Raw genomic sequence first — 24,806 nt, forward strand, 5'->3', positions numbered from 1 at the left:
CCGAGGTCAGGAGGCAGTACCGATGACCGACACGCGCCCACCAGGCGGCCCGACCGGCCCGACGCCCGGGGTGACTCCGGGCGATGTGAGTCCAGGCGGCATCACCCCGCCCCCGTCCGTGGTGCCGACGGCGGAGCCCGCGGACGCCTGGGACGCCCCGGCCCCGGCGTCGCGCGGGCTGCTGGAGCTGGACCGGGGCCGCTTCTGGTCCGGCGCCGCCGTGACCGTGGTGGTCTGCGCCGTCCTGGGGCTCGCGGCGTCCGTCGTCTTCGACAGCGCGTTCGACGTCGGGCTGCTCGGCCCCTCCCGCCTCGTCCCGGACGCCCCCGGGCTCGCGTGGGCGCTGACCGGCGCCCTGTTCGCCCTGCTCGCGGCCGTGGTGCTCCAGCTGCTCGTGCGGGTCGTGCCGCGACCGCGGATGTTCTTCGGCTGGCTGGTCGCGCTGGTCACCGTGATCCTCGCCGCCCTCGCGTTCACCGGTTCGGGCGACGGCGCCTCGGCGGTCGTGACCGCCCTCGTGTGGATCGTCGTCGGAATCGCCGTCTCGGCGATGCTCAACGGCGTGCTCGGCCGGACTCTCGTGCGGCCGGCTCGGCCGACCAGGTGACCTCGCGCTCGGGCGCGTCGGGTGCGGCGAGGTCGAGCAGCGAGGCGGCCTCTTCCTCCAGCTCGGACCGGTGGTGCGCCCAGGCGTCGCCGGTGAAGGGCTCGAGGTGCACGGTGGCGCGGCGTGCGTCCACGTCCAGGGTCCACGTCCCGGCGACGCGGCCGTCCACCCAGAGGGTGGGGAGCACGTCGGCGTTGCGCCGGTAGACGAGCCCCGCGTGCTCGGGGTCGACGATCCGGGAGCGCTCGTCGAGCGCCACCAGCAGCTGGTCCCAGCGCGGCAGCAGCCGCACCGGCGCCGGCGCGTCCGCCGGGACGAGGTCCGCGTCGGCCAGGTCGACGAGCTCGCGACCGTCGGGTGCGGCGTACGGCCGCAGCTCCAGGAGCGCGAGCGCACGCTTCAGCGCCCCGACGCCGCGGACGCCGACGCCCCGTGCGACGTCCCGCGGCGACGCCGGGCCGAAGGCCCGCAGGTACTTCTCGACGGCGCGGGCCCGCGCCTCGTCCGGAGGGAGCGTGGGCAGCGGGTGCGGCACGCGGTCGGCGAGCCACCGCGACCCGTCCTGGTAGCGCGCCGCGACGTGGGACCCCCACAGGCCGCTCGGCGGCACGTGCACGAGGCCGCCGCCCGCGCTCGCGAGCCGCCACCACGCACGGCTCACACCCCCGGGGATCGCCGCGACGGCGTCGACGCCCGGGTACTGCTCGCCGGCGAACTCCTCCACCTCGTCGAGCGTGCGTGGCTCGGCGCAGAACCCGCGCACGGCGGCGTTGAGGCCCACGAGGTCGACGCCCGCCCGCCGGGCGCTCGCGCGCCACGCCGCCAGCCGCTGCTCCGCGGAGACGGCGTCGAGCAGCGGCCAGTCGACGCTCGGCACCACGTGCAGGGTGGACCGCATGACGGTCGCCTTGACGACCTCGCCGCCGGTGAGGGCCTCCTCGAGAGCGCCGACGGTCTGCCCGGCCCGCCGCGCCCACAGCGCGACGTACGGCATGTCGGCGTGCTGCGCCTGCAGGCCGCCCACCCGCCCGACGACGGCGGGGACGTCGTCGTCGGAGCGGGTGAGCAGCTGCTGGCGCGCGAGCGTGGTCCGGTTGAGCTCGTCGGCCGTGATCGGGGTGACCATCTGGCGACGGGCCTCCCTCCGTCAGGCGAGCCGGCGCATCCAGCCGTGCCGGTCCACGGCCCGGCCGTACTGGATGTCGGTGAGCTCGTCGCGGATCGCCATGGTGAGCTCGCCCGGCTCCCCGCCGGAGACCTGCACGTCGAACTCGTCGCCCGCGAGGCGACCGACGGGCGTGATGACGGCCGCCGTGCCGCAGGCGAAGATCTCGCGCACGGTACCGTCCCGGAGCCCGGCGACGACCTCGGCGAGCGGGAGACGACGCTCGACCGCCTGGTGCCCGCGGTCCGCGGCGAGCTGCAGGATGGAGGAGCGCGTCACGCCCTCGAGGAACGAGCCGGTGAGCTCCGGCGTGTGCACCGAGCCGTCCGCCATGACCACGAAGACGTTCATGCCGCCGAGCTCCTCGAGCGCGGTGTTGGTCGTCGCGTCGAGGTAGCAGACCTGGTCGAAGCCCTTCTCGGCCGCGAGCTGCTGCGGCAGCAGGCTCGCCGCGTAGTTGCCGCCGTACTTCGCGTCGCCCGTCCCCCCGGGCCCGGAGCGGTGATAGTGCTCGTCGATCCAGATCGACACCGGCTTCACGCCGCCCGCGAAGTACGGGCCGACGGGCGAGGCGATGACGAGGTACTCGGCCTCGTTCGTGGGACGCACCCCGAGGAACGCCTCCGACGCGAACGTGAAGGGCCGCAGGTAGAGGCTGAAGTCCTCGCCGGAGGGCACCCAGTCGATGTCGGTGCGCACGAGCGCCGCGATGGAGCCGATGAAGTCGTCCACCGGCAGAGCGGGCAGCGCCAGGCGGTGCGCCGAGCGCGCGAACCGCGCCGCGTTGGCGTCCGGGCGGAAGGTCCAGACGGAGCCGTCCGCGTGCCGGTACGCCTTCATCCCCTCGAAGATCTCCTGCGCGTAGTGCAGGACGGCGGTCGCCGGGTCGAGCTGCAACGGGCCGTACTTCTCGACGCGCCGGTCGAGCCAGCCGTCGCCCCGGCGCCAGCTGATGCGCGCCATGTGGTCGGTGAACACGGTGCCGAACTTCGGGGACCGCAGCGCGGCCTCACGGTCGGCGTCCGGGGTGCGGCTGTCCGTGGCGCGCACGTCGAACAGGGCGACGAGGTCCTCGAGCTCGGCCGGGAGGATGCCCGGCGTGCCGGTGGTCGAGGCGGTGCTCGACGCAGCGCCGGCGGCGGACGGAGAGGTGCTGGATGTGGTCATGATCGGGGGCCTTTCACCGGGTGACCCCTGTAGTTTTCCACGACCGTGCACCTCGTGGGCACCGGCGTCGCTCCGACCACAGCGGCCACCCGGACGGAATGGGACGTCGGGTGATCGACAGGGGGGATGACGGCCGGGGCGGGCGGTGGCTCGGACGACACGTCCGACGGCGCGGCGCGGGTGGCGCCGCGCCGTCCGGCGACGACGGTGAGGCTGTCGTCAGCCGTTGACGCGTGCGGCAAGGTCGCGCCCGACCTCGGCCGTCGTGCGTACTCGGTCGCCGCGCTCGACGAGGTCGGCCGCGACGGCAGCCTCCACCCGCTTGCTCTCCTCGGCGAGTCCGAGGTGGTCGAGCAGCAGGGACACCGACAGCACGGTGGCGGTCGGGTCGGCCTTGCCCTGGCCCGCGAGGTCCGGCGCGGAGCCGTGCACCGGCTCGAACATGGACGGCGCGGTGCGGTCGGGGTTGATGTTCGCCGACGCGGCCAGGCCGATGCCGCCGGTGATGGCGGCGGCCTGGTCCGTGAGGATGTCGCCGAACAGGTTGTCGGTGACGATCACGTCGAACCGCGACGGGTTCGTCGTGAGGAAGATCGTGGCGGCGTCCACGTGCAGGTAGTCCGTGGTGACGTCGGGGAACTCCGCGTTGACCGCCTCGACGGTGCGGCGCCACAGGTGCCCGGCGTGGACCAGCACGTTGTGCTTGTGCACCAGCGTGAGGTGCTTGCGCGGGCGGGCCTGGGCCCGGGCGAAGGCGTCGCGCACGACACGCTCCACGCCGAAGGCCGTGTTGACGGACACCTCGGTCGCGATCTCGTGCGGGGTGCCGACGCGCAGCGCGCCGCCGTTGCCCACGTACGGTCCCTCGGTGCCCTCGCGCACGACGACGAAGTCGACGTCGCCGGGGTTCGCCAGGGGGCTCGTCACGCCGGGGTACAGCTTGCCCGGGCGCAGGTTCACGTAGTGGTCCAGCGAGAAGCGGAGCTTGAGCAGGAGGCCGCGCTCGAGGACGCCCGACGGCACGCTCGGGTCGCCGATGGCGCCGAGCAGGATCGCGTCGTGCTGCTTGATGGCCTCGAGGTCGGCATCGGTGAGCGTCTCGCCCGTCGCGTGCCAGCGGCGCGCGCCCAGGTCGAACTCGGTGGTGGAGATCTTCACGTCCGAGCCGGCCACGGCCGCCTCGAGGACCGCCAGGCCCTGCTCCACGACTTCCGTGCCGATGCCGTCGCCGGCCACCACTGCCAGGTCGATGCTCCGCGTCATGGGCCGAGCCTAAGCCCCCTCGATCATGATGCGGACGGAGATCTCATATGTCAGACACCGTCCGTAGCCACCACCTGGGGCGACGGCATCGGTCAGGCCTCCGGGTTCAGCATCGCGACCGCCGCCGCCCGGTCGCTCTCGGCCCCGGTGGTCAGGGCGTAGAGCGCGTACCCGATCGGCGAGGCGTCCCACAAGTGCTTCGCCTGAGCGGCCAGACCCGGGTGCAGCGGCCCGCCCGCGGCCGCGTAGGCGTCCAGGGCGGCGTGCAGCAGCTCCTCGCCCGCGGCGCCGAACTGCGCCGCCAGGTCCCGGGCCGGGTCGTCCACGCGCGCGGTCGTCCAGTCCAGCACGCCCGTGATCGCGCCGTCGTCGGCGAGCAGGACGTGGGCGGGATAGATCTCCCCGTGCGTCATCACCGTCCGCTCCGGCCAGCAGGAGTCGTCGGCCAGCCACTCGCGCCAGGCCTCGGCGAGCTCAGGGGCGACCGGGAACGCCTCGAGGACCCTCGCGACGTCGTCGGCCCACGCCTGCCGGACCTGCGCCGGCGTGCGGACCTCGACCCCCGCCTCCCCGGCCTGCTCGGGGGCGATGGAGTGCAGGCGCGCCAGGAGGCGGCCCAGCCGGGCCGCGTAGTCGGCGTCCGCGGGGTCCATGTGCCACACCGGCTCGCCGGCGTCCGTCAGGGTCAGGCCCGGAGCCCCCGGAAGCGCCCGGTAGGCGACGAGGTCGGCCGAACGGACCTGCCAGTCGGGGACCGCGACGCCCTCGGCGGCCAGCACCGGGCCGACCAGGTCCAGGATGCGCACCTCCGCGTCCATCCCGTCCGAGACGTCCGCCCGGCGCGGCGCACGCGCCACCCAGCGGCGCCCGTCCGCGTCGTCGGCCATGACGACCCGGTAGTCCAGGCCCGCCTCGGTCACGGTGGCCCCCGCCGGTGACAGGTGCAGCCCGTGTGCGGCGGCCAGGGCGAAGACGTCGTCGATCGTGCTCATCGGGCCACGCTCTCATCTTCGCGCCACCCGGACCCAGCGCTGTCTGGCGGCGCACGGCATCCGCCGGGCGCGGGTCAGGCGCGGTAGAGCACCTTGAACCGCTCGCAGACGACCGGCATCGACGGGTCGAACTCGCGCCCGATCTGCGGCAGCGTGCGGCGCCAGTAGCGCTCGTGGCCCTCGCGCCAGTCGGCCAGCGACCGGTCACCCTCGCCCTCGGCCGCCGCGTGCTCGGCCGTGACCTCGTCGAACGGGACCGTCTCCACCTGCGTGGTCCTGATGAGCAGCCGCGGCGCGCCCTCGCCGTCGAGCACGATCGACAGGTCGCCCTTGCGCGGCAGCGGCTCGTCGGCGGCCTCGTACTCCCAGACCGCGGCGGCGGTGCCGGTCTTCACGCCGTCGAGGACGAGGCCCAGCAGCTCGTCCGCCAGCTCGGACGAGTCCCCGAACGCCCAGGCCGGCGGCGGCACCACGTTCTCGGACCGCTCCCCCACGGCACCGCCGTGGCTGGTGCGGCCGGCGCTCGGGCGCGCGACGTCCCAGAACTGCGTGATGCTGTCGGCCTGCTCGGGATCCAGCCCGGGGTTCGCGTCGTCGCTCATGGGTCCATCCTGCCAGGATGACCAGCATGGACACCCGCGTCGCCGCCTACGCCCTGGTCGTCGAGGGCGACCGCATCCTCCTCCCCCACTGGTCGAGCGACGTCGGGTCGGGCTGGACCATGCCCGGGGGCGGCATCGACCCCGGCGAGCACCCGGAGGACGCAGCCGTCCGCGAGCTGCGGGAGGAGACCGGGTACGACGTCGCGCTCGACGGCCTGCTCGGCGTCGACAGCATCGTGATCCCGCCCGAGGGCCGCGTCGTCGTGGACGGCACCGACCACGCGGTGGCGCTGCAGGGCATCCGCATCGTCTACCGCGCGCACGTCGTCGGCGGCGAGCTCACCAGGGAGTCCGACGGCACCACCGACGACGTCGCGTGGCACCGGTTGTCCGACGTGGACGCGCTCGACCGCGTCGAGCTCGTCGACGTCGTCCGGGGGTGGGCGGGCCTGCTCGGCTGACGGACGGAACACCTCGCCGTTCCTCGTACTACCTCGGCACGACCCGCACTACCTCGGCACGACGGGTGCTACCTCGACGCGACCCGGGCTCGCGGGCGTCCGGACGCACGTGCGGCCGCCGCCCCCGGGTGGGGGACGACGGCCGCGCGCGTCGCTGCTGACGGTGTGGGTCAGCGAGCGGCGCTGCCCTCCGTGTAGTCGGAGTCAGCGGGCTTGATCCACGAGAACATCTTCCGGAGCTCGCGGCCGGTGGTCTCGATCGGGTGCGCCTCGCCCTTCTCGCGCAGCGCGGTGAACTCGGGGGCGCCCGCGTCCTGGTCCGCGATGAAGCGCTCGGCGAAGGCGCCGTTCTGGATGTCCGCGAGGACGGCCTTCATGTTCTCCTTGACGCGCGGGTCGATGACGCGCGGTCCGGAGACGTAGTCGCCGTACTCGGCCGTGTCGGAGACGGACCAGCGCTGCTTGGCGATGCCGCCCTCGACCATGAGGTCGACGATCAGCTTCAGCTCGTGCAGCACCTCGAAGTACGCGACCTCGGGCTGGTAGCCCGCCTCGGTCAGCGTCTCGAAGCCGTACTGGACCAGCTGCGAGGCACCGCCGCACAGCACGGCCTGCTCGCCGAACAGGTCGGTCTCGGTCTCCTCGGTGAAGGTGGTCTTGATGCCGCCGGCACGCAGGCCGCCGATGCCCTTCGCGTAGGACAGGGCCAGCTCCCAGGCGGAGCCCGACGCGTCCTGCTCGACGGCGACGATCACCGGCACGCCGCGGCCGTCGACGTACTCGCGGCGCACGAGGTGGCCCGGGCCCTTGGGGGCGACCATGAGCACGTCGTGGCCGGCCTCGGGCTTGATGTAGCCGAAGCGGATGTTGAAGCCGTGCCCGAAGACGAGCGCCGCGCCCTCGTTGAGGTTCGGGGCGATCTCGTCGCGGTACACGTGCCGCTGCACCTGGTCCGGCGCGAGGATGACGACGACGTCCGCCTCCTTGACGGCGTCGGCGACGGTCAGCACGCGCAGGCCCTCGTCCTCGGCCTTCTTCGCGGAGCCGGAGCCCTCGCGCAGGCCGACGCGGACGTCGACGCCCGAGTCGCGCAGGTTCAGCGCGTGCGCGTGGCCCTGGCTGCCGTAGCCGATGACCGCGACCTTGCGCTGCTGGATGATGGACAGGTCGGCGTCGTCGTCGTAGAACAGCTCAGCCACGGTGATGCTCCTCGGTTCTCGGTACTGCGTTCGTCACTACAGGTCGGTATGTGGTCACCCGCGGGGATGACGGTACGCGAACGGCGTCAGGCCGTGCGCACGCGCTCCAGCGCTCGGTCGGTGATGGACCGCGAGCCGCGGCCCACGGCGAGCGTGCCGGACTTCACGATCTCGCGGACGCCGTACGGCTCAAGCGCCGCGAGCAGCGCGGACAGCTTGGCGGCCGTGCCGGTCGCCTCGATGACGACCGTGTCGGGGACGACGTCCACGACGTGGGCGCGGAAGAGGTCGACGACCTCGAGCACCCCCGCGCGGGTGGCCTGGTCGGCCCGCACCTTGACGAGCAGGAGCTCGCGCTGCACGGACGACTCGGGGTCGAGCTCGACGATCTTGATGACGTTGATCAGCTTGTTCAGCTGCTTCGTCACGTGCTCGAGCGGGTGCTCCTCGACGTCGACCACCACGGTGATGCGCGAGATCTCCTCGTGCTCCGTGGGCCCGACGGCCAGGGAGTGGATGTTGAACGCCCGGCGGGCGAACAGCGCGGTGACGCGGGTGAGGACGCCGGGCTTGTTCTCGACCAGCACGGACAGGGTGTGACGCGACATGGGTGGCTCCGTCTCTGCTCGTCGGCCGGTCAGTCTTCGCGGTCCCACGCGGGCGAGATGCCGCGCGCGTACTGGATGTCGTCGTTCGGCACCCCGGCGGCGACCATCGGCCACACCATGGCGTCGCGCGAGACCTGGAAGTCGATGACCACGGGGCGGTCGTCGATCTCCTGCGCCCGCTTGATCGCGGCGTCGACCTCGTCCTCGCGCTCCACGCGGATGCCCTCGCAGCCGTACGCGTCCGCGAGCTTCACGAAGTCCGGAATACGCCGGGTCCCGTGCCCGGTGTGCAGGTCGGTGTTGGAGTAGCGCTCGTCGTAGAAGAGCGTCTGCCACTGCCGCACCATGCCGAGCGAGCTGTTGTTGATCAGCGCCACCTTGATGGGGATGTCGTTGATCGCGCAGGTCGCGAGCTCCTGGTTGGTCATCTGGAAGCAGCCGTCGCCGTCGATGGCCCACACCTCGCGGTCGGGCTCGCCGACCTTGGCGCCCATCGCGGCGGGGACCGCGAAGCCCATGGTGCCCAGGCCCGCGGAGTTCAGCCAGGTGCGCGGGCGCTCGTAGCGGATGAACTGCGCCGCCCACATCTGGTGCTGCCCCACGCCCGCGGCGTAGATCGCGTCCGGGCCGGCCAGCTCGCCCAGGCGGGAGATCACGTGCTGCGGGGACAGGTGGCCGTCGTCGGTGGGCGAGTAGCCCAGCGGGTACGTCTCGCGCCACGTGTCGAGCTGGTGCCACCAGGCCGCCAGGTCGGGCTTGCCCACCTTGGCGTGCTCGGCCTCGAGGGCGGGCACCAGGTCCGCGATGACCTCGCGCAGGTCGCCGACGATCGGCACGTCCACCGGGCGGTTCTTGCCGATCTCCGCGGGGTCGATGTCGGCGTGCACGACGGCGGCGTGCGGGGCGAAGCTCGACAGGCGGCCGGTCACGCGGTCGTCGAAGCGGGCGCCGAGGGCCACCACGAGGTCGGCCTTCTGCAGCGCGGCGACGGCCGGGACGGTGCCGTGCATGCCCGGCATGCCCAGGTGCTGCGGGTGGCTGTCCGGCACCGCGCCGCGGGCGGTGAGCGTCGTGACGACGGCCGCGCCCGAGGTGTCGACCAGCCGGCGCAGCGCCTCCGACGCGCCGGACCGGACGACGCCGCCGCCCACGTACAGCACCGGGCGGCGGGCGGTGGCGAGGAGCTTGGCGGCCTCGCGGATCTGCTTGGCGTGCGGCTTGGTCACCGGGTGGTAGCCGGGCAGCGACAGCTCCTGCGGCCAGGAGAACTCGGTGGTGGCCTGCATGGCGGACTTCGCGATGTCGACCAGCACCGGGCCGGGCCGGCCCGTCGACGCGATGTGGAACGCCTCCGCGATCGTGCGCGGGATCTCCGCCGGGTCGGTGACCAGGTAGGAGTGCTTGGTGATCGGCATCGTGATGCCGACGATGTCCGCCTCCTGGAACCCGTCGGTACCGATGAGGGACTGCGCCACCTGGCCGGTGATCGCGACCAGCGGGACGGAGTCCATGTGCGCGTCGGCGATGGGCGTCACGAGGTTGGTCGCGCCGGGGCCCGAGGTCGCCATCGTCACGCCGACCTTGCCGGTCGCGTGGGCGTAGCCCTGGGCCGCGTGCCCGCCGCCCTGCTCGTGCCGCACCAGGACGTGGCGGATCTGCTTCGAGTCCATGAGCGGGTCGTAGAGCGGGAGGATCGCGCCACCCGGGATGCCGAAGACGTTCTCGACGCCGACCGACTCGAGCGAGCGGACGATCGACTCGGCGCCGGTGACCTCCTCACCGGACACGGTTCGGCCGGCGGCACCGTCGGCACTGCGCGACGCGGTGCGGGCGGCCACCTGGGCGGGGGTCGGGTTCGGCTGGACCATCGGTCTCTCCTGCCGGTCGGTCTTGCGGGCGAAGGGTCTGGCGAGGGGTGTCGCTGCAATGAAAAACCCCCCGGTCCCGGGATGACGGGACTGACGAGGGGTGAGCGCGCTGACGAAGCCTGGTGCGTGGGCCTAGTCGGCGCGCCCGGGAAGAAGTACTACGAGGATCGTCTGCACGGATCGAACGTTACGCCCGCGGTTCACCGATGTCACGTCGTGAGCCCGGTGTCCCATCATGCGGACAACATGGGGGTCACCGGGCTCACGACCTGCGCCGCGACGGCGACGGTCAGCTCACGGTCAGCTCACGTCGCGACGCCGGAACACGAGCAGCGCGAGCAGAGTGACGACGACGGCGAGCGCCGCGACGGTCAGCCCGCCCTGCGCGGTGGTCACGACGTGGTCCACCGGGACGCACGAAAAGACGCCGTCGGCGTCCGGGGTGCACCGCTCCGTCGTGTACACGTACCCGCCCTGCAACCAGGCCGAGAGCGCCGTCGTCGGCAGCCAGCGCTGCACCTCGCCGAACGAGTAGGCGAAGGCCACGCAGGCCCAGGCGACCACGCCGACCAGACCGACGGCGGCGGCGGCGTGCTTGAACAGCGTGCCGAGCGCCACGCCGAGCGCGGCGAGCACGGCCCCGGCCGCGACGAGGCGCCCGGTGAACGCGGCGACCTCCAGCCAGACGGCGCCCGTGAGGTCGCCAAGGGTGCCGAACGAGGCGTACACCGCGTACGAGGCGCCGACCAGGAGCGCGAACCCGACCAGCACCAGCGGGACCGTGCCGAGCGCGGCAGCCACCGCCTTCGACCAGTACACGCGCTGCCGGCGCGGCTCGAACGTGAGCCACATCCCCAGCGACCCGCTGTTGATCTCGGCGGTCACGAAGCTCACCCCGACCACCAGCGCGACGAGGAGCAGCAGCACCGCGAGGTCGTCGAGCGACGCGAGACCCGACCACCCGTTCCACACCGAGGCCTGGATCTCCGTCACGGCGGCCCGGGTCGCGCCGTCCTGCGCGTTGACCTCGGGCTCCCCGTAGAGCATCTCGACCTGGGCCTCGTCGGGGACGAAGGTCTGCGTGGGCGGCAGGTACCAGTCCAGGCGGGGGGCCAGCTGGTCGCAGCCCCACTCCTGCGGGGTGAGGCCTTCGGCCTCGGCCGCGGCCTCGCAGTCGGCGACCTGCTGCTCCCCGTCCTTCTCCCACTCCTCCTGGTCGGACGCGAACATCTCCTGCGCGTTCGCGACCTCCTGGGCGCTCGGCGGGGGCGCCGACAGGAACGTCGCCGCGCCGCTCAGGGCGACCAGCGCGAGAACTCCGACGCACGCCCAACGCGTGATCTGGCGCGCCCACAACCGGCGCAGCTCGACGCGCAGCAGGCGGCTCATGCGTCCGCCTCCGGGGCCGCCGGGGTGGCCGGCGTCGTCGCGGAGTGCGCCGGCTCGGGCGGCGGGCCACCACGACGCGTGCGGTCGCCCTGGTGCGTGTGACCGCCGGGCGTCTCGTGCGCCGTGAGGCCCAGGAACACCGACTCGAGGTCGGCCTGGAGCGGGGTGAGCTCGCGCACCCACACGCCACGCTCGCCGAGGGCGCGGTTCACGGCCGCGGGGTCGGCGGCGCCGTCGACGAGCAGCGCGTCGTGCTCGCGCCGCACGAGCAGCCCGCTGGTCTCGAGCATGCTGGTCGCGATGGTCAGGTCCGTCGGCGCGACGCGCAGCCGGACCGACCCGGTCGCGGAGCCGGCACCGATGAGGTCGGCCACCCGGCCCGAGGCGACGAGCCGCCCGCGGGCCACGATCGAGACCGTGTCGGCGATCTGCTCGACCTCGGCCAGGATGTGGCTGGACACCAGCACGGTCTTGCCCTGGTCGGCGAGGCCTCGCATGGTCTGCCGGATCTCCCGGATGCCCGCGGGGTCGAGGCCGTTGGTGGGCTCGTCGAAGATGAGCAGGTCGGGGTCCTTGAGCAGGGTCGCCGCGATCGCGAGCCGCTGCTTCATGCCGAGCGAGTAGCCCTTGTACTTGTCGCGTGCCCGCCCGGTGAGCCCGACCTCGTCGATGACGGCGTCCACCCGGCCGGCGGGGGCGTCGATCGCGTCGGCGAGCAGGCGCAGGTTGCGGCGGGCGCTGAACGCGGGGAAGAACTTGGGGCTCTCGACGATGGCGCCGACCCGTCCCACCACCTCGGGCAGCCGCTTCGGCACCTCGTGCCCGAAGATCGTCGCGGTCCCGCGGTCGGGCCGGACCAGGCCCAGGAGCATGCGGATCGTCGTCGTCTTCCCTGACCCGTTGGGGCCGAGGAACCCGTGCACGCCGCCCACGGGCACCTGCAGGTCGAGGCCCTCGACCCCGACCGACCTCCCTCGCACGCTCCGGTACGTCTTGCGGAGCCCTCGCGTCTCGATCGCGAGCTCTCCACCACCCCGGGCACCGTCGAGCACGGCCACCGCCACCTCCTCGTGGCCGCGGCGCGGCCTGTCGGTCGCGCCTGTCGGACGACGGCGCTGCCAGGGAGGATAGAGCAGCCTTGACGTGGGCGAAAGGTCCCCGCTACCCGAGGTTGACCCTGCTGCGACGGTTCACCCGGCCGGCTCGCCCGCCCACGCCTCGGCACGCCCCGGGATCACGGCGATGTCCACCTCGTTGCCCTCGGGGTCCGCGACCGTGCGCCAGAACGGCGCCTCCGCGTCCCGCACGACCGTGCCGCCGGCCGCGACGGCGGCGGCCACGCGTGCGTCGGCGACGTCGGCGGGGACCATGACGTCCACGTGGACCCGGTTGCGCTGCTCGCGCGGTTCGGCCATCGGCTGCAGGAACACCGAGGGACCGCGCAGCAGGGGGTCGTACAGGTCCGTCGTCCCGCGCTCGGTGTAGCCGAGCGCCGCCGCCCAGAACCGGCGCACCGCGTCGACGTCGAGGGCGTCGAACGTGAGCTGGACGTCGCGCAGGACGGCGGGCTCGGCGCGCAGCCCGAGGTCGCGGGCGGCGGCCTGCGCCCGCTGCGCCACCCCGAGCCGGGCGGGGCCGATCCAGCCGTCCTCGGGCGGTCCGACGCGCAGGGTGACGCCGGAGTACCGCAGGTCGGCGAACAGCGGCACGCCGGCCTCCTCGGCCGCGCGGGCCGCCCGGGCGACCAGCTCGACGCCCGCGTCGAAGCCGCCCGTCGCGTAGTACGCGCTGGCCCCCAGGAGCACCCGCCAGTCCTCCACGCCGCCCGCCGCCCGGAACTCCGCGGGCGTGAGCAGGCCGTCGGCCAGGTCCTCCTCGAACCCCTCCCAGGCGATGACGTCCGCCTCGTTCCCCTCCGCGTCCGCCAGCGTCCACCAGTGCGGCACGAACTCCTCGGTCGTGACCCGCCCCCCGGCCGCGAGCGCCGCGTCGACGCGCGCCTGCCGCACGTCGTGGGGCACGAAGACGTCGAGGTGCAGCCGGTTGCGCAAGGGCCGCGGTTCGTCCATGGCCTGGAACCAGACGCCGGGCCACCGCCCGTGCGGGTCGAGGAGGTCCGCCCCGGAGCGGGTGTGCCCGAGGACCACTCCCCAGAAGGGCATGACCTGCTCGCGGTCGGCGGCGTCGACGGTCAGCTCCACGTCCTGCACGGCCGAAGGGTCGGCGTCGAGCCCGAGATCCGCCGCCGCGGCGGAGACCTCCCGGGCCAGCGCGACGTCGCGCTCGCTCAGGCCGCCGACGTCGTGGGACAGCACACGCACGACGACGCCGCCCGCCCGCAGGTCGACGTCCGGGTGGTGGTTCGCGGCGTCCGCGAGCACGCGGACGCGCTCGAGGAGGACGGCGCCCTCGCCGGGCGCACGGGTGCGGAAGAGGGCGCTCGCGCCGCGGGCGAGGGCACGCCAGTCCTCGGTGCCCCCGGCGGCCTCGAACCCGGCCGCGGTGATCTCGTCGGGCATGGCCTCCCCCGTCCGTCGGCGTCCTGGCTGCGGTGACCGACGGCGTCAGTGCCGCGACGTCTCGACCGGCAGCTCCAGCTCGGCCGCGGCGTCGCTGATCCGCCGGGCCAGGTCCACGTCGCGCGTCGTCAGGCCGCCGGCGTCGTGCGACGAGGTGCGGACCAGGACGGTGCCGTAGCGCAGGTCCACGTCGGGGTGGTGGTTCACGGCGTCCGCGATCTCGGCGATCGCGTCCACGAACCGCGCCCCGGCGGCGAAGGACCCGCTGCGGAACACGGCCCACGCGGAGCCCTCGTCCGCGTGCCAGTCGCCGACGCCGTCGGAGTGGGCGAACTGTCGCGGGGTGATCGAGTCGGTCATGCGCCCAGCATGGCCCGACCGAGCACCGTTCGCGCGGTGTCAGCCGGCGGGCAGGGGGTCGTCGTCGAACGCCGGGAGGCCGTCGATGCTCGTGCGGTTCTTCTGCCGGCGGTAGTCGGCCTGCCCGTCGGCGCCCTTGCGGTCCATGAACGGCGGCAGCAGGTCGCGCTCGCCCGCGTAGTCGAGCAGGGGCACGCCGTACCCGCAGGAGTCGGAGACCCGCTCGACGTCGACCACGATCACGGCCCGCGCCCCGCGCCGCTCGGTGAACCGCGGCTCCCACGACGCGTACTCGTCGTCGTACAGCGTCACGACGCGCCCCCGGCCGTGCAGGCGGACGATGTTCGGGGGCCCGTCGAAGGCGCAGAACATGAGGGTGATCCGGCCGTTCTCGCGCAGGTGCGCGATCGTCTCCGCGCCCGACGCCGTGAGGTCGAGGTAGGCCACGGTGTGCTCGTCGACCACGACGAACGACCCGTCGACCCCCTTGGGCGAGACGTTCACGCGCCCGTCCCCGGCGAGCGGGGCGGTGGCGACGAAGAACACGTGCTGCGACTCGACGAAGCCCCGCAACCGGCCGTCGATACGTTCGTGCACCTTTCCCATGGGCGCCATCCTGCCGCGCGGGCCGCGGCCGGTCGACGGCCGACCGGGTGGTGGGCGCTCAGCCCAGCACGGCACCCTTGGACGCGGACTGCACCAGCTTCGTGTACTTGGCGAGCACCCCGCGGGTGTAGCCGTGCGGCACGGGGGTCCAGTCCGCCGTCCGGCGGGCGGCGAGCTCGGCGTCGTCGACCAGCAGGTCGAGCGTCTTGCTCGCGACGTCGAGCCGGATCCGGTCGCCGTCGCGCACGAACGCGATCGGCCCTGCGTCGACGGCCTCGGGCGCGATGTGCCCGACGCACAGCCCGGTGGTGCCGCCGGAGAACCGCCCGTCGGTGATGAGCAGCACGTCCTTGCCGAGGCCGGCGCCCTTGATCGCGCCGGTGATGGCGAGCATCTCGCGCATCCCCGGGCCGCCCTTGGGGCCCTCGTAGCGGATGACGACGACGTCGCCGGCGGTGATGGTGCCGTCCTCCAGCGCGTCCAGGGCGCTCCGCTCGCGCTCGAAGACGCGGGCGGTGCCCTCGAAGACGTCGGAGTCGAACCCCGCCGACTTCACGACCGCGCCCTCGGGGGCCAGCGACCCGTGCAGGATCGTGATGCCGCCCGTGGGGTGGATCGGCCGGTCGAGGGCACGCAGGATCTTGCCGTCCGGGTCGGGCGGGTCGATGTCCGCGAGGTTCTCCGCGACCGTGCGGCCCGTGACCGTGAGGCAGTCGCCGTGCAGCAGCCCGGCGTCGAGCAGCGCCTTCATCACCACGGGCACGCCCCCGATGCGGTCGACGTCGTTCATGACGTACCGGCCGAACGGCTTGAGGTCGCCGAGGTGCGGCACGCGGTCGGCGACGCGGGAGAAGTCGTCGAGGGTGAGCTCCACCTCGGCCTCGTGCGCGATGGCGAGCAGGTGCAGCACCGCGTTCGTCGAGCCGCCGAACGCCATCACCACGGCGATGGCGTTCTCGAAGGCCTCCTTGGTGAGGATCTGCCGCGCGGTGATGCCGCGCCGCAGCAGCTCCACGACCGCCTCGCCGGACGCCTGCGCGAACGCGTCGCGGCGGCGGTCGGCGGACGGCGGCGCGGCCGACCCGGGCAGCGACATGCCGAGCGCCTCGGCGGCCGACGCCATCGTGTTCGCCGTGTACATGCCGCCGCACGCACCCTCGCCGGGACAGATCGCGCGCTCGATCCGGCCGACGTCCTCCTCGCTCATCAGCCCGCGCGCGCAGGCCCCCACGGCCTCGAACGCGTCGATGATCGTCACGTCCTTCTCGGTGCCGTCGGACAGCTTCACCCAGCCGGGCATGATCGAGCCGGCGTAGAGGAACACGCTCGCGAGGTCGAGGCGCGCGGCCGCCATGAGCATCCCCGGGAGCGACTTGTCGCAGCCTGCGAGGAGGACCGAGCCGTCCAGCCGCTCCGCCTGCATCACCGTCTCCACGGAGTCGGCGATGATGTCGCGCGACACGAGCGAGAAGTGCATGCCCTCGTGCCCCATGGAGATGCCGTCGGAGACGGAGATGGTGCCGAACTCGAGCGGGTAGCCGCCGCCGGCGTGCACGCCGTGCTTCACCGCCTGCGACAGCCGGTCGAGCGACAGGTTGCACGGCGTGATCTCGTTCCACGAGCTCGCGACGCCGATCTGCGGCTTCGCGAAGTCGGCGTCCCCGAGGCCGACGGCGCGCAGCATGCCGCGCGCGGCGGTGGCCTCCAGGCCGTCGGTGACCTGGCGGGAGCGGGGCTTGAGATCCGGTGCGCGATCGGTCGTGAGGTCCGGGGTGGCTGGGGCGTCGGCGCTCATGGACTCACTGTAGGAGCGGCGCCGCCCGTGGTCGCGGCGGGCGACGATCCCTCAGCCGGCGGCGCCGTCCGGGCGCTCGCCCACGCGGGCCCACTCCTGCAGGCGGGCGATCACGAGGCCCGGCGCGAGGTCGTACCGCGGCAGCCGCGTCTCGCCCCCGGCGTGCTCGACGATGACCTGGTCGGACCAGGTGGGCCGGTCCCGGAGGTTGCCGCGCACCGCGCGGACGTCGGCGCGGGGGATCGCCAGAGGGCGACGACGCCGCTCCACCCGGAGCTCGTCGTCGGTCAGGACGAGCTGCCCGCTCCTGGACGCCACGAGCTGCGCCAGCGCGGCCACCATCCCGAGCGCGGCCACGACGGCCAGGACGACGGTCGACCGGTCCGCGCCGCCGGCCAGCCGCGCGGTGTTCACCGCGAGCACGCAGGTCCAGGTGACCAGCAGCCCCCAGAACAGCCGGGTCTGACGAGGCGTCCGGGCGACGACCTCGTGCATGCGTGCGCTCCCTCGGTCCGGGCGGCGCGGCGCCGCCTCGCCCTCATGCTGGTCGGGAGGGCTCCTGCTCGCGCGCCCTGGTGACCTCGACCAGCGCGTCGCGTACCGCCTCGACGCCGACGCGCAGCTCGTCGAACGACGTCGACAGCGGCGAGAGTCCGAGGCGCAGCCCGTTCGGCCGGCGGAAGTCGGGGATGACGCCCCGCTCCCACAGCAGCGGCAGGGTGTCGGCGAACGCGTCGTGGTCGACGGTCACGTGGCTCCCCCGCCGGTCGTCGTCGCGCGGCGACGCGACCCGGACGCCGAGCGGAACGAGCAGGTCGTCCACCAGCTCCAGGGCGAACCGGGTGAGCGCCACCGACTTCGCGCGGACGGCGTCCAGCCCGGCGTCGGCGAGGAGGTCGAGCATGTCCTGCATCGCGAGCATCCCGACGATCGCGGGGGTGCCCGACAGGAATCGTCGCACCCCGGCGTGCGGCGCGTAGGCGGGGCCCATCTCGAACGGCTGGTCGCTGCCCATCCAGCCCTGGATCGGCTGGGTGAGCTCCTCCTGGAGGTCGGCGCGGACGTAGCCGAACGCGGGCGACCCGGGCCCGCCGTTGAGGTACTTGTACGTGCACCCGGCGGCGAGGTCGGCACCCCACGCGTCCAGCGCGACGGGCACCGCGCCGGCGGAGTGGCACAGGTCCCACAGCACGAGCGCCCCGGCGCCGTGCGCACGCCGCGTGATCTCCGCGGCGTCGCTCACGTACCCGGAGCGGTAGGCGACGTGGCTGAGCACCACGAGCGCCGTCCGGTCGGACAGGACGGCGGACACCTGCTCGGGCGTGACGCCGCCGTCGTGGTCCGGGGCGATCCAGCGCAGCGTGGCGCCGTGCTCGCGCGCGACACCCTCCAGGACGAAGCGGTCGGTCGGGAAGTTGCCGGAGTCGAGCACGATCTCGTCGCGCCCGGCGACGCGCGGGGACGCCAGCGCGGCCCGCACCAGCTTGTAGAGGATCACCGTCGTCGAGTCGCCGACGAACGTCTGGCCCCGCGCCGCGCCGAGCGCGACCGTGCCGATGCGGTCACCGACGCGCAGGGGCAGGTCGTACCACTCCTCGTCCCAGCCGCGGATGAGGCGCGCGCCCCACCCGTCGGGCGCGAAGCGGGCGAGCCGCTCGGCCGACGCCTTCGTGGGGCGGCCGAGCGAGTTGCCGTCGAGGTAGGCGGTCACCTCCGTGGAGTCGACGAACGCGGCCTTGAACCGCGCCAGCGGGTCGGCGGCGTCCAGCGTGGCGGCGCGGGCGGTGGCGTTCTCGGTCATGCGGCTCCTCCGTCGGCGGGCGGGTGGGTGTCGGCAGGCGGGACGAAGTCCGGGTCCCGCAGGTCGGCGACGTCGAGGACGGTCGCGCGGGCGAACCAGGCGGCGTGGACGGCGCCCGGGTCGGCCGGGGCGGGCGCCGGGCCGGGCACGAACGACACCAGGCCGGCGGGCGGCTCGTCGCCGACCAGCGCGACGAGCAGCGACCGCCGGCCGAGTCCGGCCGCCGCGAGCGCGGCGAGCTCGCGGGCGTTCAGCCCCACGGGCAGCGGACCGTTGCCGAGGTCGGTGCCGTACCGGACCCGTCCGCCGGCCGCGACGAAGCGGCGCACGTTGTCCAGCGCCACCTCGTGCTCGCGCGTCGGGTCGCCCCAGCCGTGGATGTCGAGCGTGCTGAGCCAGGTCATCGACCGTCGCCCTGTCGGCCCACCCGTCGCCCTGCCGGCGGCCATCGCGACGAGCAGCTCGTCGGGCAGGCGCTCGCTGAAGGGCGCGTGCGCGAGCCGGTCGACGCCCGCCTCGAACGCTCGCACCGCCTGGCCCGGCCCCTCGGCGTGCGCGACGACGTCGGTCCCGCGCTCGTGCGCCCGTCCGACGACGGCGGCCAGGGTGGCGTCGTCGGCCACCGGGCCGGCGTCGCCGTGCAGGGCGACCTTGACGAACGACGCGCCCGCCGCGACCTGCCGGTCCACGGCCGCGACGGCGGCGGCCGGGTCGGCGACCTCCTCGACCGCTCCCGGGGGCGCCCACGACCGGTCGCTCGGATACCCGCCCGGCGCGGTGAGGAACGCGCCCGCGTACGCGACGCGCGGCAGCGCCGGGTCGGCGGCCAGGGCCGCGACGTCGTCGGGGATCCAGCCCAGGTCGTGCACCGCGGCGACGCCGCGGGAACGCAGCGGCGCCGGGTCCACCAGCCCCAGGTGCACGTGCGCGTCCGTGAACGGCGGCAGCAGCGTGCCGCCCTCCCCCAGCCGGCGCCGCACCTCGGGCGGGACGTCGGCAGGGAGGCCGACCGGGGCGACACCCGGGGGCACGACCAGCGCTCCGGTCACGACCGGGCGCCCGGTCCGGCCGTCGGGCCGAGCTCGGTGCGCACGGCGAAGAGCTCGGGGAAGAAGGTGAGGTCGAGCGCCCGCTGGAGGAAGCCGACGCCGCTGGAGCCCCCGGTGCCCCGCTTGGTGCCGATGATGCGCAGCACGGTCTTCATGTGGCGGAAGCGCCAGAGCTGGAAGTTGTCCTCGAGGTCGACGAGCTCCTCGCACGTCTCGTACGCCGACCAGTCCGACTCGGGGTCGGCGTAGATCCGGCGGAACACCTCGACCAGGTCGTCGTCGAGCGTGTGCGCTGTCGTGACGTCGCGCTCGAGCACGCGTCGCGGCACGTCGTGGCCGTGGCGGGAGAGGTAGCGCAGGAACTCGTCGTACACGCTGGGCTCGCCGAGCAGCCGCGCGAGCTCTGCCTGCGCCTCGGGCTCGGCGTCGAACACCGCGAGCATGCGGGCGTTCTTGTTGCCCAGCAGGAACTCGACGGCCCGGTACTGCCACGACTGGAAGCCGGACGCGTTCCCGAGGAAGCCACGGAACTGGGCGTACTCGCTGGGCGTGAGCGTCGCGAGCACCGACCACTGCTCGGTGAGCGTGCGCTGCACGTGCTTGACGCGGGCGATGCGCTTGAGCGCCGCGCCGAGCTCGTCCGCGGCGAGCAGGTCGCGCGCGGAGACCAGCTCGTGCAGCACGAGCTTGAGCCACAGCTCCGTGGTCTGGTGCTGCACGATGAACAGCATCTCGTCGTGGTGCGCGGGGCTACTGATCGGCTCCTGCGCGGCCAGGAGCGTGTCCAGGTGCAGGTACGAGCCGTAGGTCATGCGCTCGCGCAGGTCCGTGACGATCCCCGGTTCCAGCTCGCGCTCGTTGGACGGGGCAGGGGGCGCGGCGGGGGGCTCGGGCTGGTCGACCATGCCCCGGAGCCTAAGGCAGCGCGCGCGGCGCCCGCCCACACCCGGGCGCGGGGTCGGGGCGGGCGCCGTCGAGGGTCCGCGGTGTCAGCGGCGCGCGATGAGGGACACGTCGCGCACCGCGCCGCGGTCGGCCGACGTCGCCATCGCGGCGTACGCCTGCAGCGCCGGGGAGACGTAGCGGTCGCGGTTCAGCGGCTGCCACGGGTTCTCGCGGGCCTCCATCTTGGCGCGACGCTCGGCGAGCACCTCGTCCGGCACGTTGACGCGGATCAGTCGGGTGTCGACGTCGATCTCGATCTCGTCCCCGTCCTCGATCAGCCCGATCGTGCCGCCGGCCGCCGCCTCGGGCGACACGTGCCCCACGGAGATGCCGCTCGACCCGCCGGAGAACCGACCATCGGTGATAAGGGCGCAGACCTTGCCCAGGCCGCGGCCCTTGATGAACGACGTCGGGTAGAGCATCTCCTGCATGCCGGGGCCGCCGGCGGGGCCCTCGTAGCGCACGACGACGACGTGGCCCGGCTGGACCTGCTTGGTGAGGATCTTCTCGACCGCGTCGTCCTGCGACTCGCAGACGAGGGCCTTCCCCACGAAGTGGAAGACGTCGGGGTCGACGCCCGCGGTCTTGAAGACCGCGCCGTCCTCGGCGAGGTTGCCGCGCAGCACGGCCAGGCCGCCCTCCACGGTGTACGCGTGCTCGAGGTCGCGGATGCAGCCGTTCGCGGCGTCGGTGTCGAGGCTCTCCCAGACGTTGGACGTCGAGAAGGCCTGGGTGGTGCGGACCCCGCCGGGGGCGGCGTGGAAGAGCTCCTGCGCCCGCTCGGTGGCCTTGCCGCCCCGCACGTCCCAGTCGTCGAGCCACGCGCGCAGCGTGGGCGTGTGCACGGAGGTGACGTCGTGGTCGAGCAGGCCCGCACGGTCCAGCTCCCCCAGCAGCGCGGGGATGCCGCCGGCGCGGTGCACGTCCTCCATGTGGAAGTCCGGGTGGTTCGGCGCCACCTTGCTCAGGCACGGCACGCGGCGGCTGATCGCCTCGATGTCCGTGAGGTCGAAGTCGACCTCGCCCTCCTGGGCCGCGGCCAGGATGTGCAGCACCGTGTTGGTGGAGCCGCCCATCGCGACGTCGAGCGCCATGGCGTTCGAGAACGCCGCCTTCGTGGCGATCGAGCGCGGGGCGGCGGAGTCGTCCTCGTCCTCGTAGTAGCGCTTCGCGAGGTCGACGATGGTGCGACCCGCCTCGAGGAAGAGCTCCTTGCGGGCGGCGTGCGTGGCCAGCGTGGAGCCGTTGCCCGGCAGCGACAGCCCGAGCGCCTCCGTGAGGCAGTTCATCGAGTTCGCCGTGAACATGCCGGAGCACGAGCCGCACGTCGGGCAGGCGTTCTCCTCGACCTGGGCCAGCGCGGCGTCGGACACGTTGTCGTCGGCCGAGTAGTTGATCGCGTTGATGAGGTTCAGGGGCGTCTTCGCGACGCCGTCGGCGACGACGGCCTTGCCGGCCTCCATCGGCCCGCCCGACACGAAGATCACCGGGATGTTGAGCCGCAGCGCCGCGTTGAGCATGCCCGGCGTGATCTTGTCGCAGTTGGAGATGCACACGAGGGCGTCGGCGCAGTGCGCGTTGACCATGTACTCGACCGAGTCCGCGATGAGGTCGCGGCTGGGCAGCGAGTAGAGCATCCCGGCGTGGCCCATCGCGATGCCGTCGTCCACGGCGATGGTGTTGAACTCCTTGGACACGCCGCCCGCCTCGCGGATCGCCGAGGCGACCAGGTCGCCCATGTCCTTGAGGTGGACGTGACCGGGGACGAACTGCGTGTACGAGTTCGCGATCGCGACGATCGGCTTGCCGAAGTCCTCCGAGCCCATGCCGGTGGCGCGCCAGAGCGCGCGGGCACCGGACATGTTGCGGCCGTGGGTGGACGTCCGAGAGCGCAGGGGACGGCTCATGTCAGCTCCTTCGACGAGTTCTGCCGCGCCGTCGCGGACGACGCGCACGAGCACGCTACGCCCGCTGTCCCGCATCGCGGGCATCCGTCCGCCCAGTGGTCGGTTCACCTGCTGAAACGATCCGAAGGTCACGAAATGGTTGCGACGCGCCGGAGACCTTGGCAAGTTGTCCCAGGTTCATCAGTAATCCATCCAAATCGGACGCACACGTCCATCTCGCAGGCACCACGCAGCGCACCACGATCAGGGAGCTCACTCATGACCGCGACCGCCGCAGGCAGCACGACCGGCACGACCGTCACCGACCACGCCCGCAACGGGGAGGACGCCGACCGCGTCGTCACCCGGCCCGGCGCGCGACGCGCCCTCGCGCTGTGTCGCATCCTCCTGGCCGTGGTGTTCCTGTGGCCCGTGGCCGACAAGACCTTCGGCCTCGGGTACGCCACGCCGGACGAGCGGGCCTGGGTGGCGGGCAGCTCGCCGACCGAGGGCTACCTGAGCTCGATCGAGAGCCCGCTGGCCGCCGGTTTCGCCGCGCTGAGCGGCCCCGCCGTCGACTGGCTGTTCATGCTCGGGATGCTCGGCACGGGGATCGCGCTCCTGCTCGGCATCGGGCTGCGCGTGGGCGCCGTGGCGGGCGGGCTGCTCATGCTCACGCTGTGGCTCTCGACGTGGCCCTTCGCCGCCGGCTCGCAGAACCCGCTGGTCGACCAGCACCTCGTCTTCACGGCGCTGCTGGCCGCTCTCGCGCTCACCCGCGCCGGCGACACCTGGGGCCTCGGCCGCGCGTGGGCCGCCTCGCCGGTGCCCGGCAGCGCGAGCTGGCTGCGCTGACGCGGAGCCGCCCGAGGCACCCGGCGCCCCCACGGCGCCGGCGCGGTCAGGACGCGCCGGCGCTGTGGGTGTGCTCCAGCTCGTCCGCGTGGCGGATGTGCCGCGTCACCCACGGGGCCAGCAGCAGGAGGACCCCCGCGAACGCCAGCGCCACCACGCCGATGCCGCCGAAGTAGGCGGTGTCGGAGACCCCCTCGGTCGCCTCGATGGTCTGCGCGGTGATCGCCTGGCCGGCGGCCGACGACAGGAACCACAGGGCCATCGCCTGGCCGCGGAACGCTCGCGGCGCCAGCAGCGTCGTCGCCGCGATCCCTACCGGCGACAGGCACAGCTCGCCGAGCGTCTGGATCACGTAGACCCCGATGAGCACCCACGGCGGGGCGAGCTCGTCGGCGAAGACGGCCGACATCCCCGCGAGGAACAGGAACGACAGGGCCGCCAGCGTCAGGCCGATGACGAACTTGTACGCCGTGGGCGGCCGGTCCCCCGTCTTCGTCCAGATCCACGCGAACACCGGCGCCAGGATGATGATCGACGCCGGGTTGACCGACTGGAAGAAGGCGGGCGACAGGCTGATGCCGAACAGCTCGAGCTGGGTGCGGTCGGCGGCGAACGCCGCGAGCGTCGTCGCCGCCTGCTCGAAGATCATCCAGAACAGCATCGCGGCGACGAAGAGCGGCACGTACGCGACGACGCGCGGACGCTCGGCCGCCGTCACGCGCTTCGAGCGGTACATCACGACGAGCAGCACGACCGGCGTCACGAGGGCGAGGTACGACACGGCGTCGATGAACGTCTCGACGGCCCAGCCCCCGGCGACGACCGCGGCCAGGGCGGCGGCCACGACGATGGCGCCGACCACGTAGAGCCCGAGCCGCACCACGGCGGGGCGGTCCTCGGGCGTGATCGGGTTCGGCACGTCCGTCCCCGCGGCACCGAGGTACCGGTAGCCGCCGACGAAGAAGACGAGCGCGAACGCCATCCCGATCGCCGCCACCGCGAAGCCCGCGTGGTAGCCCCACGCCTGCTCGACGACGCCCACGATCAGCGGGGAGAAGAACGACCCGATGTTGATCCCCATGTAGAAGATCGAGAACGCCGGGTCGCGACGCTCGTCGTCGCGCGAGTACAGCTCGCCCACCATCGACGACACGTTGGGCTTGAGCAGGCCGGTGCCGAACGCGACCAGGCCGATCCCCAGCATGGAGAAGCCGTACGTGGGCAGGGTGAGCGACACGTGGCCGGCGGCGATGACGATCCCGCCGTACAGCACCGCGCGCCGGGCCCCGATCATCCGGTCGGCGAGCCAGCCGCCGACCACCGACAGCAGGTACACCGACGTGCCGTAGATCGAGACGAACGCGGCGCCGGTGGTGGCGTCCATCCCGAGGCCGCCGTTGGCCACCGTGTCGGTCAGGTAGTACAGGAGGATGGCGCGCATCCCGTAGTAGCTGAACCGCTCCCACAGCTCCGTGCCGGCCAGGGTCATGAGGCCGCGCGGGTGCCCGAAGAACGCGCGGTCGCCCTCGTGCTCCGGGTGCGACGGCGCCGCTGCCTGATCGGTCATGAAAAAACTCTCGCACCGGCGGGAGACGACGGCGACCGGGCGCCCCGGCCGGGGAGCCCGGGTGGCCCGTCGGCGGGGGGTTCCACAGTCCACGGCTGTCAG

Annotated in this window: 23 protein-coding genes; 3 read left to right on the forward strand and 20 right to left on the reverse strand. The window is 73.5% G+C overall.

Annotation, left to right across the window (positions count from 1 at the left end):
- Positions 1-22: 22 nt before the first annotated feature.
- Positions 23-607, forward strand: coding sequence for a DUF6069 family protein (locus ACFVS0_RS16030; protein ID WP_430564120.1), 585 nt, complete (start codon positions 23-25; stop codon positions 605-607).
- Here ACFVS0_RS16030 and ACFVS0_RS16035 read toward each other — a convergent pair.
- The 5 genes from ACFVS0_RS16035 to ACFVS0_RS16055 all read right to left on the reverse strand — a co-directional run bounded on the left by ACFVS0_RS16035 (position 555) and on the right by ACFVS0_RS16055 (position 5,796).
- Positions 555-1,733, reverse strand: a complete 1,179-nt coding sequence (locus ACFVS0_RS16035) for a winged helix DNA-binding domain-containing protein (RefSeq protein ID WP_430588511.1) — start codon at positions 1,731-1,733, stop codon at positions 555-557. The genes ACFVS0_RS16030 and ACFVS0_RS16035 overlap by 53 nt on opposite strands.
- A 21-nt stretch (positions 1,734-1,754) precedes the next feature.
- Positions 1,755-2,942 carry a branched-chain amino acid aminotransferase gene (locus ACFVS0_RS16040; protein WP_430588529.1) on the reverse strand — a complete coding sequence of 396 codons (1,188 nt, stop codon included), beginning with the start codon at positions 2,940-2,942 and terminating at the stop codon, positions 1,755-1,757.
- A 216-nt stretch (positions 2,943-3,158) separates the two neighbouring features.
- A complete protein-coding gene (locus ACFVS0_RS16045; protein WP_430588512.1) occupies positions 3,159-4,202 on the reverse strand; it encodes a 3-isopropylmalate dehydrogenase in 1,044 nt (347 codons plus the stop codon).
- A 92-nt stretch (positions 4,203-4,294) separates the two neighbouring features.
- A complete protein-coding gene (locus tag ACFVS0_RS16050) occupies positions 4,295-5,194 on the reverse strand; it encodes a macrolide 2'-phosphotransferase (protein WP_430588513.1) in 900 nt (299 codons plus the stop codon).
- 74 nt (positions 5,195-5,268) lie between these two features.
- Complete coding sequence (locus tag ACFVS0_RS16055) at positions 5,269-5,796, reverse strand: ASCH domain-containing protein (RefSeq protein ID WP_430564117.1); 528 nt, start codon at positions 5,794-5,796, stop codon at positions 5,269-5,271.
- A 26-nt stretch (positions 5,797-5,822) separates the two neighbouring features.
- Between ACFVS0_RS16055 and ACFVS0_RS16060 the strand changes: the two genes are divergently transcribed.
- Complete coding sequence (locus ACFVS0_RS16060) at positions 5,823-6,257, forward strand: NUDIX hydrolase (RefSeq protein WP_430550385.1); 435 nt, start codon at positions 5,823-5,825, stop codon at positions 6,255-6,257.
- Between the two features lie 170 nt (positions 6,258-6,427).
- Here ACFVS0_RS16060 and ilvC read toward each other — a convergent pair whose 3' ends face one another.
- The 14 genes from ilvC to ilvD (ACFVS0_RS16130) all read right to left on the reverse strand — a co-directional run bounded on the left by ilvC (position 6,428) and on the right by ilvD (ACFVS0_RS16130) (position 22,303).
- The gene (gene ilvC, locus ACFVS0_RS16065; protein WP_429763836.1) at positions 6,428-7,456 is read right to left on the reverse strand and encodes a ketol-acid reductoisomerase; all 1,029 of its coding nucleotides are present in this window, start codon (positions 7,454-7,456) and stop codon (positions 6,428-6,430) included.
- Positions 7,457-7,542: 86 nt separating this feature from the next.
- Positions 7,543-8,064: an acetolactate synthase small subunit gene (gene ilvN / locus ACFVS0_RS16070; protein WP_430550344.1), complete on the reverse strand. Its 522-nt coding sequence runs from the start codon at positions 8,062-8,064 to the stop codon at positions 7,543-7,545.
- A 29-nt stretch (positions 8,065-8,093) separates the two neighbouring features.
- Positions 8,094-9,932, reverse strand: a complete 1,839-nt coding sequence (locus ACFVS0_RS16075) for an acetolactate synthase large subunit (protein ID WP_430550345.1) — start codon at positions 9,930-9,932, stop codon at positions 8,094-8,096.
- Between the two features lie 300 nt (positions 9,933-10,232).
- On the reverse strand, positions 10,233-11,321 hold the full coding sequence (locus tag ACFVS0_RS16080; RefSeq protein ID WP_430564116.1) for an ABC transporter permease subunit: 1,089 nt from the start codon (positions 11,319-11,321) through the stop codon (positions 10,233-10,235).
- Positions 11,318-12,379 carry an ABC transporter ATP-binding protein gene (locus ACFVS0_RS16085; RefSeq protein WP_430588514.1) on the reverse strand — a complete coding sequence of 354 codons (1,062 nt, stop codon included), beginning with the start codon at positions 12,377-12,379 and terminating at the stop codon, positions 11,318-11,320. The genes ACFVS0_RS16080 and ACFVS0_RS16085 overlap by 4 nt, the downstream gene beginning before the upstream one ends.
- A gap of 132 nt (positions 12,380-12,511) precedes the next feature.
- Positions 12,512-13,840 (reverse strand): VOC family protein, encoded by a 1,329-nt coding sequence (locus ACFVS0_RS16090; RefSeq protein ID WP_430564115.1) that lies wholly within the window; start codon positions 13,838-13,840, stop codon positions 12,512-12,514.
- A gap of 45 nt (positions 13,841-13,885) precedes the next feature.
- Positions 13,886-14,200, reverse strand: a complete 315-nt coding sequence (locus ACFVS0_RS16095; RefSeq protein WP_430550349.1) for a 4a-hydroxytetrahydrobiopterin dehydratase — start codon at positions 14,198-14,200, stop codon at positions 13,886-13,888.
- Positions 14,201-14,239: 39 nt separating this feature from the next.
- A complete protein-coding gene (locus tag ACFVS0_RS16100) occupies positions 14,240-14,806 on the reverse strand; it encodes a pyridoxamine 5'-phosphate oxidase family protein (protein WP_430550350.1) in 567 nt (188 codons plus the stop codon).
- Between the two features lie 58 nt (positions 14,807-14,864).
- Complete coding sequence (ilvD, locus tag ACFVS0_RS16105; RefSeq protein ID WP_430588515.1) at positions 14,865-16,601, reverse strand: dihydroxy-acid dehydratase; 1,737 nt, start codon at positions 16,599-16,601, stop codon at positions 14,865-14,867.
- A 51-nt stretch (positions 16,602-16,652) separates the two neighbouring features.
- Positions 16,653-17,096, reverse strand: coding sequence for a hypothetical protein (locus ACFVS0_RS16110; protein WP_430564112.1), 444 nt, complete (start codon positions 17,094-17,096; stop codon positions 16,653-16,655).
- Positions 17,097-17,139: 43 nt separating this feature from the next.
- Positions 17,140-18,402, reverse strand: coding sequence for a kynureninase (locus ACFVS0_RS16115; protein ID WP_430588516.1), 1,263 nt, complete (start codon positions 18,400-18,402; stop codon positions 17,140-17,142).
- On the reverse strand, positions 18,399-19,451 hold the full coding sequence (locus tag ACFVS0_RS16120; protein WP_430588517.1) for an amidohydrolase: 1,053 nt from the start codon (positions 19,449-19,451) through the stop codon (positions 18,399-18,401). Before ACFVS0_RS16120 ends, ACFVS0_RS16115 begins: the two co-directional genes overlap by 4 nt.
- Positions 19,448-20,356: a tryptophan 2,3-dioxygenase gene (locus ACFVS0_RS16125; protein ID WP_430550355.1), complete on the reverse strand. Its 909-nt coding sequence runs from the start codon at positions 20,354-20,356 to the stop codon at positions 19,448-19,450. Before ACFVS0_RS16125 ends, ACFVS0_RS16120 begins: the two co-directional genes overlap by 4 nt.
- Positions 20,357-20,440: 84 nt before the next feature.
- Entirely contained in the window at positions 20,441-22,303 is a 1,863-nt protein-coding gene (ilvD, locus tag ACFVS0_RS16130) for a dihydroxy-acid dehydratase (protein ID WP_430545873.1), read from the reverse strand.
- A gap of 258 nt (positions 22,304-22,561) precedes the next feature.
- Here ilvD (ACFVS0_RS16130) and ACFVS0_RS16135 point away from each other — a divergent pair, with 258 nt between their 5' ends.
- On the forward strand, positions 22,562-23,137 hold the full coding sequence (locus ACFVS0_RS16135) for a DoxX family protein (RefSeq protein WP_430588518.1): 576 nt from the start codon (positions 22,562-22,564) through the stop codon (positions 23,135-23,137).
- A gap of 46 nt (positions 23,138-23,183) precedes the next feature.
- Here the strand turns inward: ACFVS0_RS16135 and ACFVS0_RS16140 are convergent, their stop codons facing one another.
- Positions 23,184-24,704 carry a peptide MFS transporter gene (locus ACFVS0_RS16140; protein ID WP_430550358.1) on the reverse strand — a complete coding sequence of 507 codons (1,521 nt, stop codon included), beginning with the start codon at positions 24,702-24,704 and terminating at the stop codon, positions 23,184-23,186.
- Positions 24,705-24,806 lie beyond the last annotated feature (102 nt).

This window comes from Isoptericola sp. NPDC058082, from assembly GCF_042885055.1.
Taxonomy (GTDB): Bacteria; Actinomycetota; Actinomycetes; order Actinomycetales; family Cellulomonadaceae; genus Isoptericola.

Excerpts from the sequence above, each read along its gene's own strand:
- ACFVS0_RS16135 (WP_430588518.1), top strand. The coding sequence starts at position 22,562 with ATGACCGCGACCGCCGCAGGCAGCACGACCGGCACGACCGTCACCGAC.
- ACFVS0_RS16095 (WP_430550349.1), bottom strand. The coding sequence starts at position 14,200 with ATGACCGACTCGATCACCCCGCGACAGTTCGCCCACTCCGACGGCGTC.
- ilvD (WP_430545873.1), bottom strand. The coding sequence starts at position 22,303 with ATGAGCCGTCCCCTGCGCTCTCGGACGTCCACCCACGGCCGCAACATG.
- ACFVS0_RS16030 (WP_430564120.1), top strand. The coding sequence starts at position 23 with ATGACCGACACGCGCCCACCAGGCGGCCCGACCGGCCCGACGCCCGGG.
- ACFVS0_RS16060 (WP_430550385.1), top strand. The coding sequence starts at position 5,823 with ATGGACACCCGCGTCGCCGCCTACGCCCTGGTCGTCGAGGGCGACCGC.
- ACFVS0_RS16100 (WP_430550350.1), bottom strand. The coding sequence starts at position 14,806 with ATGGGAAAGGTGCACGAACGTATCGACGGCCGGTTGCGGGGCTTCGTC.
- ACFVS0_RS16110 (WP_430564112.1), bottom strand. The coding sequence starts at position 17,096 with ATGCACGAGGTCGTCGCCCGGACGCCTCGTCAGACCCGGCTGTTCTGG.
- ACFVS0_RS16090 (WP_430564115.1), bottom strand. The coding sequence starts at position 13,840 with ATGCCCGACGAGATCACCGCGGCCGGGTTCGAGGCCGCCGGGGGCACC.
- ACFVS0_RS16045 (WP_430588512.1), bottom strand. The coding sequence starts at position 4,202 with ATGACGCGGAGCATCGACCTGGCAGTGGTGGCCGGCGACGGCATCGGC.
- ACFVS0_RS16125 (WP_430550355.1), bottom strand. The coding sequence starts at position 20,356 with ATGGTCGACCAGCCCGAGCCCCCCGCCGCGCCCCCTGCCCCGTCCAAC.
- ACFVS0_RS16080 (WP_430564116.1), bottom strand. The coding sequence starts at position 11,321 with ATGAGCCGCCTGCTGCGCGTCGAGCTGCGCCGGTTGTGGGCGCGCCAG.
- ACFVS0_RS16035 (WP_430588511.1), bottom strand. The coding sequence starts at position 1,733 with ATGGTCACCCCGATCACGGCCGACGAGCTCAACCGGACCACGCTCGCG.
- ACFVS0_RS16075 (WP_430550345.1), bottom strand. The coding sequence starts at position 9,932 with ATGGTCCAGCCGAACCCGACCCCCGCCCAGGTGGCCGCCCGCACCGCG.
- ilvN (WP_430550344.1), bottom strand. The coding sequence starts at position 8,064 with ATGTCGCGTCACACCCTGTCCGTGCTGGTCGAGAACAAGCCCGGCGTC.
- ACFVS0_RS16115 (WP_430588516.1), bottom strand. The coding sequence starts at position 18,402 with ATGACCGAGAACGCCACCGCCCGCGCCGCCACGCTGGACGCCGCCGAC.
- ACFVS0_RS16140 (WP_430550358.1), bottom strand. The coding sequence starts at position 24,704 with ATGACCGATCAGGCAGCGGCGCCGTCGCACCCGGAGCACGAGGGCGAC.
- ACFVS0_RS16050 (WP_430588513.1), bottom strand. The coding sequence starts at position 5,194 with ATGAGCACGATCGACGACGTCTTCGCCCTGGCCGCCGCACACGGGCTG.
- ACFVS0_RS16055 (WP_430564117.1), bottom strand. The coding sequence starts at position 5,796 with ATGAGCGACGACGCGAACCCCGGGCTGGATCCCGAGCAGGCCGACAGC.
- ilvD (WP_430588515.1), bottom strand. The coding sequence starts at position 16,601 with ATGAGCGCCGACGCCCCAGCCACCCCGGACCTCACGACCGATCGCGCA.